15 protein-coding genes are annotated in these 11,632 nt (G+C 43.9%); 5 read left to right on the forward strand and 10 right to left on the reverse strand.

Translation table 11 applies throughout. The annotated features are described in order from the left end of the window. From hpsA to rpmB, 3 genes are all read right to left on the reverse strand, one after another. Positions 1-914 (reverse strand): hormogonium polysaccharide biosynthesis protein HpsA (gene hpsA / locus F6K37_RS20620; protein WP_287251793.1); only part of this gene is annotated, 914 nt, incomplete at its 3' end. A 644-nt stretch (positions 915-1,558) separates the two neighbouring features. Further along, a complete protein-coding gene (locus F6K37_RS20625) occupies positions 1,559-1,702 on the reverse strand; it encodes a hypothetical protein (protein WP_287251794.1) in 144 nt (47 codons plus the stop codon). Positions 1,703-2,009: 307 nt separating this feature from the next. Continuing rightward, a complete protein-coding gene (rpmB, locus tag F6K37_RS20630) occupies positions 2,010-2,246 on the reverse strand; it encodes a 50S ribosomal protein L28 (protein ID WP_008183615.1) in 237 nt (78 codons plus the stop codon). A 244-nt stretch (positions 2,247-2,490) separates the two neighbouring features. Here rpmB and F6K37_RS20635 point away from each other — a divergent pair, with 244 nt between their 5' ends. After that, the gene (locus tag F6K37_RS20635; RefSeq protein ID WP_287251799.1) at positions 2,491-2,655 is read left to right on the forward strand and encodes a hypothetical protein; all 165 of its coding nucleotides are present in this window, start codon (positions 2,491-2,493) and stop codon (positions 2,653-2,655) included. Here the strand turns inward: F6K37_RS20635 and htpG are convergent. Together htpG and F6K37_RS20645 are read right to left on the reverse strand one after the other, a co-directional pair. Beyond that, on the reverse strand, positions 2,633-4,630 hold the full coding sequence (gene htpG, locus F6K37_RS20640; protein ID WP_287251801.1) for a molecular chaperone HtpG: 1,998 nt from the start codon (positions 4,628-4,630) through the stop codon (positions 2,633-2,635). The two genes, F6K37_RS20635 and htpG, sit on opposite strands and share 23 nt — an antisense overlap. Before the next feature lie 19 nt (positions 4,631-4,649). Continuing rightward, the gene (locus tag F6K37_RS20645; protein ID WP_044492999.1) at positions 4,650-5,750 is read right to left on the reverse strand and encodes an RRXRR domain-containing protein; all 1,101 of its coding nucleotides are present in this window, start codon (positions 5,748-5,750) and stop codon (positions 4,650-4,652) included. A gap of 358 nt (positions 5,751-6,108) precedes the next feature. Between F6K37_RS20645 and F6K37_RS20650 the strand changes: the two genes are divergently transcribed. Continuing rightward, positions 6,109-6,240 carry a hypothetical protein gene (locus F6K37_RS20650; protein ID WP_267872022.1) on the forward strand — a complete coding sequence of 44 codons (132 nt, stop codon included), beginning with the start codon at positions 6,109-6,111 and terminating at the stop codon, positions 6,238-6,240. Positions 6,241-6,333: 93 nt separating this feature from the next. On the opposite strand, the gene F6K37_RS20655 is transcribed toward F6K37_RS20650, so the two are convergent. Continuing rightward, a complete protein-coding gene (locus F6K37_RS20655) occupies positions 6,334-6,615 on the reverse strand; it encodes a hypothetical protein (protein ID WP_008183625.1) in 282 nt (93 codons plus the stop codon). Positions 6,616-6,686: 71 nt separating this feature from the next. On the opposite strand from F6K37_RS20655, the gene F6K37_RS20660 reads away from it, so the two are divergent. Further along, complete coding sequence (locus F6K37_RS20660) at positions 6,687-6,824, forward strand: hypothetical protein (protein ID WP_287251806.1); 138 nt, start codon at positions 6,687-6,689, stop codon at positions 6,822-6,824. On the opposite strand, the gene F6K37_RS20665 is transcribed toward F6K37_RS20660, so the two are convergent. Then, positions 6,806-7,786 carry a sulfotransferase domain-containing protein gene (locus F6K37_RS20665; protein ID WP_287251809.1) on the reverse strand — a complete coding sequence of 327 codons (981 nt, stop codon included), beginning with the start codon at positions 7,784-7,786 and terminating at the stop codon, positions 6,806-6,808. The two genes, F6K37_RS20660 and F6K37_RS20665, sit on opposite strands and share 19 nt — an antisense overlap. A gap of 252 nt (positions 7,787-8,038) precedes the next feature. Beyond that, positions 8,039-8,161, reverse strand: coding sequence for a hypothetical protein (locus F6K37_RS20670; protein WP_287251812.1), 123 nt, complete (start codon positions 8,159-8,161; stop codon positions 8,039-8,041). A gap of 11 nt (positions 8,162-8,172) precedes the next feature. Between F6K37_RS20670 and F6K37_RS20675 the strand changes: the two genes are divergently transcribed. Both F6K37_RS20675 and F6K37_RS20680 read left to right on the forward strand, forming a co-directional pair. Further along, positions 8,173-9,393 carry a glycosyltransferase family 4 protein gene (locus tag F6K37_RS20675; protein ID WP_287251814.1) on the forward strand — a complete coding sequence of 407 codons (1,221 nt, stop codon included), beginning with the start codon at positions 8,173-8,175 and terminating at the stop codon, positions 9,391-9,393. A gap of 335 nt (positions 9,394-9,728) precedes the next feature. Beyond that, positions 9,729-9,983 (forward strand): hypothetical protein, encoded by a 255-nt coding sequence (locus tag F6K37_RS20680; protein WP_287251816.1) that lies wholly within the window; start codon positions 9,729-9,731, stop codon positions 9,981-9,983. A 476-nt stretch (positions 9,984-10,459) separates the two neighbouring features. Here the strand turns inward: F6K37_RS20680 and F6K37_RS20685 are convergent, their stop codons facing one another. Next, positions 10,460-10,798, reverse strand: a complete 339-nt coding sequence (locus tag F6K37_RS20685) for a hypothetical protein (protein WP_287251819.1) — start codon at positions 10,796-10,798, stop codon at positions 10,460-10,462. Then, positions 10,773-11,632 (reverse strand): glycosyltransferase (locus F6K37_RS20690; protein ID WP_287251821.1); only part of this gene is annotated, 860 nt, incomplete at its 5' end. The genes F6K37_RS20690 and F6K37_RS20685, both read right to left, overlap by 26 nt.

The raw sequence follows: 11,632 nt of genomic DNA on the forward strand, positions 1-11,632 counted from the left end.
GGAGTAATTTGTAAATCATCCTCGTAGACAATGGCATTGTTGGCTAGGGGAATTCTGGCTCGGTCTTGCTGATACTCTAGAGCTGAGAATCCCGCCTCACCCTTGTAAGCCTCATAGGTTTGACCATCTATGTTGTTATCCCCAGCCACAATCGGCACCGTTGCGGTGTAAACAAATATACTTTTCTTTAATTTCGACCCAGACTTAAACCACCCGGAATTATCCACTAGGCTAGCGCTAGTGTCACCGGCTAGGGGACACCGATCGCTGTCGTTGGACTCCCCCATCGGTGGCGTTCTCGCTTGTACAGAGGTTCTGGAGTCTGGGTTTCTTAATGGATTTTGATTTTGATTTGGCTGTGGACTTTTGAAATAAATTCCGTAGAGGGTGTAGCTATCGAATAGGCCATTGTTATCCGTATCAACCGGAAACCTCCAGGCAGTGTCTATGGTGTCTTGAGTGACTTCGTCTTCGAGGGTCAAACGGGTTTCATCACCAAAGTTGTATTTGGTATTCTTGAAGGCATTTTCCAACGCTTCCTCTGATGGGGTGGAGCGGGGCAGGGTGGGGTCAGCAAACAAGGCTTCCAATTTGGCTTGAGCCCGCTCAATGGCAGGAGCGGCGGCATTGAACACCGCTTGATTGACGCGATAATTACTGGCATTTTTGACCCGGTCAAAGGAGCGCAACACAATGGCAGTTACCAGCAAGGTTACCACCAAGGTCACCATAATCGCGGTAGGCAACACAAAGCCTGCTGTTGCCACCCGCGACCGACGGTGTAAAATAAATAAGCTACGCAATAGCCAACGCATCAAGGGTTTGGTGATGGCTTGAGACAGTTTTACTACCTGTTTGAGTAGTTTTGCGATCGCATTCGCTAATTTCTTCCTGGTTGACTTCCTGGTTGACATAGGGATTTTCCTGTCACATTTTCTGAGTAGATTCCTGAAGACGAACTAGTTCAAGCACCCTAGATGATATTAATAGGACTTACGAAGTTTAGTTGCTTTTGCCCCCCTAACCCCCCAATTTTGGGGGGTAATGATCTTAAAGTCCCCCATTATTGGGGGATTTAGGGGGCAATCCCTAAGTCCTGAGCCAAATTGTTCAATATGCTTCAACGAAGCCAAGGGTTACCCATCAACGGTCAAACCCTTAGGGTTACGTCTACCTACGAGCAGAGAATAATAAATATTTCATTATACTATCGAGATTTACGAAAAATACAACTATTTGTTAACAGTTTACCTAACCTAGGATTTTCCTACCTCCTCTTATGGTGGATAACTGTGGCCAGAATTTCTGATCATCAGCTTGTAGGGTGGGCAAAAACCCTTTGGAGGTTTTGAGTATTCTAGGTTATCTTACTTTGCCTCCTCTTATGGTGGATAACTGTGGCCAGAATTTCTGATCATCAGCTTGTAGGGTGGGCAAAAACCCTTTGGAGGTTTTGAGTATTCTAGGTTATCTTACTTTGCCCACCCTACTCACCTACCTCCTCTCAAGGCAGACGTAAGCATTCAGCCGTCAGCCGTCAGCCGTCAGCTTATTTTATTCAAAAGCACCTCAAGTAGCGTGGCCTAAGGCAAATAGCTGATAGCTGATAGCTGATAGCTGATAGCTGATAGCTGATAGCTGATAGCTGATAGCTGATAGCTGATAGCTGATAGCTTACAGGCAGACTATTGCCCTTTACCAAAAACTCATAGATTTAACCTACCCACATTAAGCCAAAAAACCATCATCCCCAGAGAAAAACTTGGGGAGATGGGGAGTGTAGGAAGTGTGGGTAGTGTGGGTAGTGTGGGTAGTGTGGGGCGGGGGCGCGGGGAGATGGGGAGATGGGGAGATAGGGATATGATGAATTATCGGGTTATTATATCATAATCTGTTTTAAAATGTTCCCGATTTAAAATCTTCCCGACTCCCGACTCCCTCGGTGCGCTTACAGTCGTCGAATTAAATTCGCCACGGGTCGCACCGCTCCCGACTCCCTGCTCCCTGATTTAATAATGATTCAGATTAATCCCAGCTTCCTTAGCCATAGCTTGCAGACCCTTTTTCTGCAAGGTCTTAATGGCCTTAGTGGAAATCCGCAGCTTCACCCAACGTTTCCCTTCTTCCCACCAAACTCTTTTAACCTGTAAGTTAACGTTTTGTAAGCGCTTAGTCCGACGGTGGGAGTGAGAAACGGCATAGCCGTTATTGGCCTTTTTACCAGTCAACTGACATCTACGGGACATGGGGTACCTCTTGATTTACGTCTGTTCTTGATCATATCTCGCAGATGGCGCGGGGAGTGGGGAGTCGGGAGTGGGGAGTCGGGAGTCGGGAGGTGTGGGTAGTGTGGGGCGGGGGCGCGGGGAGATGGGGAGGTAGGGGGAGTGATTAATCGTAGGTGGGCAGTGCCTAGTCACCCGATGACGAGCTTGGTGAATCGGTCTGAGCCACTGCCCACCCTACATCTTCTACCTTCTTTGGTGGGCAGTGCCTAGTCACCCGATGACGAGCTTGGTGAATCGGTCTGAGCCACTGCCCACCCTACATCTTCTACATCTCCAACCTCGAACCTTCAACCTCAAACCTTCAACCTTCAACCTTCAACCTTCAACCTTCAACCGAGCCTTTACTATTGCGTCAAGCGCGTCATAACCTTATTGGACCGTTCCACAAACGCCTTCATGCCTTCGGCATCAAAGCCTTTCTGAGCCATCAGTGCCAGGTCATAGACATGCTGACAAATCATGCTAGCCAATTCCGCTGAGGGAGACTGACCGCCACTCTGAATAATACTGCCTTGACTGAGGTTGACTAGATTCTGAATCAGTGGGTGGGTGGTATTGACCACTAAAATATGTTCCTCTGGAAACTGCACCGACTCCTGCTGCATCATGGCAGTCATTTCCTGTAGACGGCGCATGGCTTCCGGCAACAATACCATTGCCGGTGGGGTGCCTTGGGGGTCATCAGACTTCAGGGCTTGAGTCCGGACATTAACCTTAGGCTTATTAATCGCTTGCTCAAACAGTTCCTTAATCAGGTCAGAACGGGTTTTGTTGGTCTTCGGGTCAACAATCTCTTTTTCCTGCTCCTTATCAACAAGGGTATCATCCAAGTCTGAATCCACCCGAGAGAACTTAGCCTCTGTATATTCCCGTTCCAAGAAGCTAATGTAGTGGGTGTCGATAAAGGAGTCCATAAATAGGACTTCTAACCCTTGATTTTTGTGCAGTTCTACATAAGTGGCTTGGCTAGCCTCATCAGTGCAATAGAATACCCGATTTTCGTGATTTTCTTTATTGCGCTCTAGATACTCTTTGATGGTGGTGTAGGGTTGAGAAGAGGAAGACTTGTCCTGTTCGGTGCCCTCATCCGGGGTGACATCCTCCCAAGCATCCCCATCTTGGGATTGCACTTCTACCTTAGGGGTGTCAGTGCTTGGAGCTTCCGAACTTTCCACCGGTTGATAGGTGGTGCGGAAGATCACAATATCTTCTACTTGTTTCTTAAACTTATCGCTATTGAGGCAGCCAAACTTAACAAATGTACCCACATCTTGCCAAGAACGGATGTACTCATCCCGCTCATCCTGGTACTGTTGCTTTAAGCGATCGCCAACTTTTTTAGCAATAAAGTCACCAATCCGAGCCACTGTCCGGTCTTTGGTCAGAGCAGAACGGGAAACATTCAGGGGAATATCAGGGCTATCAATCACCCCTCGCAGTGGCATTAGGAAGTTAGGAATTACTTCTTCACAGTTGTCACTGACAAACACTTGATTACAGAAAAGCTTGATTTGCCCCTTAGTCACATCCACGTCTGGCTTCAGTTTAGGGAAATAGAGAATGCCATCAAGCAAGAAAGGATAATCTGTGTTTAGATGTACCCACAGCAAGGGTTCATCTTGGAACGGGTAAAGATAGCGATAGAACTCCAGATAGTCTTCTTTGGTCAGGTCTCTTGAGGATTTCTTCCACAGTGCCTCATGCTTGTTGATCACCTCATCTTCCAGCTTGATGGGCACTGCCATGAAATCACAGTAGGATTTCACTAGCTGGCGAATCCGTGAGGGTTCTAAGTACTCCTGTTCCTCCTCTTGCATGGTGAGGGTAACAGTAGTACCCCGTTCCGTCCGCTCTGAATCCGATAGTTCAAAGGCTGGAGAACCATCACAGCTCCAATGAACGGCTGTTTCCCCTGATTTATAAGAGAGGGTATCAATTTCTACCTTCTGAGCCACCATGAAAGCAGAGTAGAAACCCAATCCGAAGTGACCGATAATCTGTTGGTCAGCTTGCTTTTGGTACTGCTGGATAAATTCTTCAGCGCTAGAAAAAGCAACTTGATTAATATACTTTTTCACCTCATCGGCAGTCATCCCAATGCCGTTATCCGAGATGGAGAGAGTTTTTTTATCCTTATCAATGGTAATTTTAATTTCCGGGTCTCCCACATCCCCGTCAATCTCCCCAGAATAAGAGACCATCTTCAACTTCTGGATGGCATCCACTGAATTGGAGATCAGCTCCCGCAAGAAGATTTCGTGATCGGTGTAGAGAGACTTCTTGATAATCGGGAAGATATTCTCAGTATGAATCGTGATTGTGCCTTGTTCCAGTACAGTCATCAGTTCTTCGCACCTCCAATTAGTTGTTTACAAGTAAGCCCGTTGAACGTTTTAGGAGTCGGACTTTTCGGGCAGTAAATTGTCCTATCCGTTTCCAATTGATATCGCTAACGGAAACCTGTTTTGCTGTCTCGCCACTCACCCAACCATGGGTTATCTTTCCGGCTTTAACAGCTTCAACGTAGTCTCCTTTACGAAAACCATGACTAGTAGTGGTTCCTCCGTATTTACGCCGCTTTCCACATGCACGAAAATTCAACAGGTGTAATTGACGACGACTTATAGGAGCACGTCTAATAACAGAAAACAAAGCGTTAGTTATATTGCAGTTTTCTGGGATACTCAATTTACCTTTACTGTGATAGTAATTCTTGCGCCGCAAGAAATGAGTAGCAGCTAAAGCTATTCCATCTATTGCATGAGTGTTGACTGTCTGCCGACTTTTGTCGGTTTTGTCTTTGACCAGTCCTAGAGCTTCCCTTTTTAGAGCAGTCTCCCAGCCTTGTTTTTGAGTGACTGGAGCTATTTTTTCTAGCTGAGATATTGACCAATATTGGCCTACCATGACAGGAGAAAAACCTTTGTCTCCTCTAGCCTTTACTACCTCATAGACAATAGCTTTTACTGGGTATAAAAGGCTAAGCTCTTTGGCCACCCTTTGCTCTAACTTGCGATTTGCTCGAATTGAAGGAGGTACCTTTTTGTTTACTCTGTTTGAGAATCGCTTTTGTCTATGAGACCTTTGAGAGTAAGGTACCCTGCGATCTATTCGACGACTTCTGCGAGTTTTTTCGGCGAAGCCGACGCTACGCGAACGCATCATTCGTCTAGTATCCATGCGTTCGCGAACCTTCTTGTATGGCAAAACTAAATGTCCCGTCCAAAGAGTGGCTTTGTTTGACTGAACAGCAATGCCAGAAAACATCTTTCCAGGGTCAATCCCAATAGCAATATCCTGAGTTTGTTCCTCAGATGGTTGGTTAACTAACTGAACAGCAAAAACATTTAGATCGTTTTGGTAAATAACAGCTAAACCTTGATTAAGCCAACGTCGAGCACGAGATGCTTTTGTAGGCATCAATGGTCTTCCATCAGGTGAAATAACTGGAACTCGTAACATGGTGATAAACCTCACGAGAAAAGTATTTGGGCACTTGACCCGTCCCCTGGACCACCGAATTTAAGATGTCCTGTCTAACAGCGACTGACAACACAGTCTTGAAGAGACTTGAACTGGGGAAGCATCCAAGCGTTCGTTCCAAAATTCGGCTCAAATGGTCTAGTCAAACACGCATAATTGGTTGTTTATGCAAGCCCCATCCCTCAACAGGGTGGGGTTATTGACTGGTATAGCTACATTTATATGAATGTCCCTTTAACGATTCTGAGGGATTATTTTTGATACGACATATGGGGTTGTCCACCGATAGGGATTCGGATTTCCGTATCTTGAGGAAGACTAGTGAAGTTGTAAGCCTATGCGCGAAGCGCACGGGTGCGCGTTCAACGTTCAGCGGTCAGCGGTCAGCGGTCAGCGGTCAGCGGTCAGCTATTTTATTCAACAGCTGTTCGGTTTAGTGTGGCTTTTCGCCTTTAGCTGTTCCGTGTAGCATGCCCCTAGCCCATAGGCTGATCGCTGATAGGTGAACGCGATCGCACCTCAAGTAGCGCTAATCGCTGATAGTTTAATTATTGAAAATCCACTAGTCATCAATATCCAGGCTAGCATATTGAGCGAAATCACCTAAATATTTTCCTTGACCTTCTGCTGCTTGCTGGATACCCCGTTTCACCTGCGCCAGGGTTTCGGGATTTTGCCATAACCACTGTTCTTCTTCTGGAATTGGGTCGAGTAGGATTTGTCCTGTATCGTTAATCAATACTCGGTAGACTTTTGCCTTAGCTTGCGGTCCTAATTTTAAACAAAATTGGTCATCAATTTGGGCAGCATTCTCAATTACCTGGAAGTTTTGGTTAAGAATCATTTTTACTAGCCTATTAGCTAGCTAGATATATACACTAGTTTAGTCTAGTCTGGTGAATAAGCCCACTTGTCTTGAGTGCGATTGACCACAGGTCACGCTACGGGATTGACCACAGGTCACGCTACGGGATTGACCACAGGTCACGCTACGCGATCGCTACACACCCCACACCTGATAACCCACAACAGCTTCAGGGTTTATACTGGTAAAAATCCGATAAATGTTCCTCCATTTTGTGATTCAGATAATCAATATCTTCGTTATTTAAATATTCAGTAAATCCTCCAACTTTTCCTTTACGAGTTTTGTAAGACTCTTGATCTTGCTGGTCAGTTGGTGTCAAACGATCCGATTTAAATGTCCGGTTTTTTTCCATCTGGCGCATATTCTTAAACGAGGCAAAGTTGACAGCTTCTTCAATTACTTCATCCTGAACTGATTTAACTCCTAAAAACTCTAAAACCCGCCTCAGTTCTTTTTGGGTATTTGTTTTGATATCTTCATAACGCACCAACAAAAAATCTTTCGGGAGATGGCGATTAGCTTCCCATATATTGTAATAGCTAATTAAAGTATCAAAGCTCCCCACTGACTCATGGATGAAGCTATGCAAATCCCCTTCATAGGGTTTAATTCGTTCAGCATACTGCTTCAGAGAGTCTACTTGCTGCATGATGTGGGCATAGTGTCCCACCCGTTTAGTATGTTCAAAATAGATAGATACTACTACATCCCTAGGGTCTCGGACTAATAAAATTACTTTAGCATTTTTATAGTTGGCTTTACTTTGAACAAGTTCATCAGGCTTTTTCCATTCTGGTTCATCATCATGAATAACTCGAATTTTTGGGACATCAGGGTGCAATGGCGCTAAGGTTTCCAACTCCAAAATTCTCTCCATAATTTTGGGGTCAGTTAGCTCTAAGTGCTTTTCTAGTGCCCGTCCAATCATCAATCTGAGCCAAGTTCGTCCAGATTTAGGAAATGAAATCAGATAGGCATCTACTGACCGTTGATCATACCAACGCACTAGACTAGTTATTAGAGGCTTTTGAGCCATTCGTCCTAGGAATGTTCCTAGTTTTCGTCTTCCTTCTGGTGGTAGTTTGCTCTTGACAAAAGACCAAGCACCAACAAGGATTGATCGCACTAAAATCGCGTTAAGTATCATAATTATTTTAGAGAGATTTAGTTGACAAAATGGAACAGGAAGTCGGGAGTCGGGAGTCGGGAGTCGGTTATATTAGGAAAAATATCGATTTTTTTGGTGTTTTTTTTATCAATCATAATTTCAATGGTTATGGACTTGATTAACTCTTGCCTCTAGCATGCCTCTTGCCTTTATTTTTGCTTTCCCTTAATTAACTTGCCACAATGAATTCACTTGGAATAGGATATTGTAATTAGCAGCTAACCAGATAGATTAACAAAGTTTTTTATTCCCGATTCCCGATTCCCGATTCCCGATTCCCGATTCCCGATTCCCGATTCCCGATTCCCTGTTCCCTGAGCTATACAATTTAACTATATACCGATAATAAATCAATCCGCAATACCATGACTAAAGTTTTTCTAATCTGTTCTGGTCTGGGTCATATCCAGCGGGGCTATGAGTCTTTTGCCCAAGAGTGCTTTGCTGCTTTATCCCAGGAATCATCTCTTGATATCACCCTGTTTAAAGGAGGAGGTAAGTCTAAAGACAAAATGATTACATTATGGAATCTGCCACGGTATAGCTGGATGGCAGCTCAACTGGGAAGATTGGTTAAGCAATTAAGTGAATTTTTAAAAAAAGGTGACTATTTTGTCAGACAAGAAGGCTACTTTATTGAACAAGCATCATTTACCTTAAGTTTATTATCCCATATATATCGTGAACGTCCAGAGGTAATTTACTTTAGTGATGATGGCTTAGGCTATCTACTGTGGCACTGGCGGCGTTTGACAAAACAGAATTATAAGCTGCTTTTCCGTAATGGAGGAGCCTTATCCCCTCCTTTTTCCCGTTGGGATCATGTACAGCAGTTAACACCAATTCACTTTAAACAGGCGTTAAATTATGGAGAGCCTGCTGAGAAACAAAGTCTACTTCCTTCTGGATTCTTTATCCCTGCGAAATTACAGATACTGTCACCATTAGAAAGAGAGGGGTTACGAGAAAAATTAGGACTACCGAAACAGCAACCGTTAATTCTTTCTGTGGCAGCAATTAACAACTCTCACAAGCGCATGGATTACATTATTCATGAAGTAGCGAGTTTACCAAAACCTAGACCATTCCTATTATTATTAGGTCAACAGGATGCTGAATCACCGGAAATTATTCAGCTTGGCCAAGAGCTATTAGGGCTTAATCAGTTTCAAGTGCGAACTGTTGCTCGTGAGCAAGTAAAGGATTACTATCAGATTGCTGATCTTTTCGTCTTAGCGTCTCTCCATGAAGGATTACCACGAGTAATTGTTGAGGCAATGTCCCATGGTTTACCTTGTTTAGCTCATGATTATGACATTACTCACTTTGTTTTAGGCAATGAAGGATATTTAGCGAATTTTGAATTAACTGGAAGTTTAGCTAATCTAATTTCTCAAGTGTTGGGGGAAGGTTATAACCAAAGTAAGCGTGAAAATTGTCATCGTACGGTCTATGATCGGTTTAGTTGGCAGCAGTTATCGCCAGCCTATGTTGATATGATTCAACGGTGTAGATTAATGGCAAAGGGAACAGAGAGTAGGGAGTCGGGAGTCGGGAGTCGGGAGTCGGGAGTCGGGAAATTATGATTTTTAAGATTTACTGTTGTCGAGGTTTTCGGTAATATTACTCCGAAAAAAAACTCGATGCTCAGCAAAGATACGCTACGCGATCGCTAACTTGTTATTACAATTTTAGCTAACCAATTTTATCGGTAATTTTAATAAAAAAAAACGCGATTGACCTGCATGTCACTCTACGCGATCGCTTCCGATTTTTTACTGATTCCCGATTCCCGATTCCCGATTCCCGATTCCCTCGTTTCCTTTAAATTATCCCTCAAAAAAAAATTATAAAAACCCTTGACAATATATTTTGTAATCATTATGATTATATTTATAAACCTAAAAAGAGTTTTTCGACTATGCATCACAATTTTCGGCCAAATTCAGACAATAATCCAGAGCATATCACTCCGAAGATTACTCCTGAGGAGTTTTCCGAAAAAGAATTCCTTGTTCCGTATATTCTGAAGGGAACTCGCCAGCAAATAAGCAATACAATGCATATCCTTAATGCCATGGGCTATGCACAGCTTTCGGAGTGGAGTCCTCTTCAACCCACTGGAATTCCAGGCCAATTTATTACGATCATGAGGAGATACTGGATTTGGCGTTAACACCTTGTCTTGATGCAGTCGCTCATGGGGGAAACCCCCAAGACCGCGCTGCATCGCTAAATTTCTGGGGGGGAAACCCCCCCCGGCCAAAGGCTCCGGTCTGTTCGCTACGCGAACAGATAGGTGAGAAAATTCAGTGCATAGTCGAAAATTCCTAGCCGTGGAAAGTATTTCTGCGGCTATTTTTTTGGGTTAGCAGGTTTAAGGTTAGGATGTTGAAGGTTAGCAGGTTTAAGGTTATTAGTGTTGAAGGTTAGCAGGTTTAAGGTTAGCAGGTTTAAGGTTAGCAGGTTTAAGGTTATTAGTGTTGAAGGTTAGCAGGTTTAAGGTTAGTAGTGTTGAAGGTTAGCAGGTTGAAGGTTAGTAGTGTTGAAGGTTAGTAGTGTTGAAGGTTAGGATGTTGAAGGTTAGTAGTGTTGAAGGTTAGGATGTTGAAGGTTAGTAGTGTTGAAGGTTAGCAGGTTGAAGGTTAGCCATCAGCATTCAGCCAAAGACCTTGGCCTTCGGCTGAATGCTGAATGCTGATAGCTGAATGCTGATAGCTGATGGCTGATAGCTGATAGCTGAATGCTGATAGCTGATAGCTGAATGCTGATAGCTGATAGCTGAATGCTGAATGCTGAATGCTGAATGCTGATAGCTGATAGCTGATAGCTGATAGCTGATAGCTGAATGCTGAATGCTGAATGCTGAATGCTGAATGCTGAATGCTGATAGCTGATAGCTGATAGCTGAATGCTGATAGCTGATAGCTGATAGCTGATAGCTAAATGCTTACGATGCACCCGTCTAAGGTTCTGTTCGTAGGTATCCAAGAATAGTGCTAGTATTCGACAATCTTGGAAATCGATTTAGTAAAGCGGTAGACTGAGGAGCAGGTAAAATCAGTAATAGGATAACTTTCAGGAATACTTTTAAGGTAGTTCTTGTCAGTAAAAAACTTGGATCATGTCTGAGGGTATGGCCAATAAATCGCAGTGCGGCTAGGGTTTGGGGTCGTTGTGGAGAGGATTCAAGAGCCTTGAAAATTAGGTACTTATACAGGTTAGCGAGGCTGTGCTTTTTCAGATATTGTAGAGAATCAGGAGCAGCAGCAAAGGCTCGTTCAATTACTTGTAAACAACCTGCTTCCATCTTGGAAGTATCAGAAGAGGCTGAATTAGCAGAGACTCGATATAAAATGTGTGGGTATGGTACAGCTACAAAGGGATAACGAGCTGCGAGCCGTAGCCACATATCCCAATCTTCTGCCTGGGTTAGGGATTCATCAAATTGACCAACTGTGTCAAATGCTTTCTTACGAATCAGGACGTTAGAACCATTTTCCAAAAAATCTGTTAGCAACAGCTGAGGATAAACATTACCATTGAGAGTGATATGATTACCTCGCCGCAAAAACTGACCTGATTCATCAATGTAATCTGTCCAACTATAGGCAACGGCGGCTTGGGGGTTTGCTTGTAAGGCGTTTAACTGGAACTGTAATTTATCCGGATGCCAGAGATCATCGGCATCTAGGAAGGCAATATAGTCCCCTGAAGCATGGGATAATCCACGATTACGAGCTCGGTTGACACCCGCATTGGGATAGGAAAAAATTTTTAATTTATCATGTTTGATGCTAGAAATTATTTGCCATGTGGAGTCTT

The organism is Moorena sp. SIO4E2, from assembly GCF_010671945.1.
Lineage (GTDB): Bacteria > Cyanobacteriota > Cyanobacteriia > Cyanobacteriales > Coleofasciculaceae > Moorena > Moorena producens.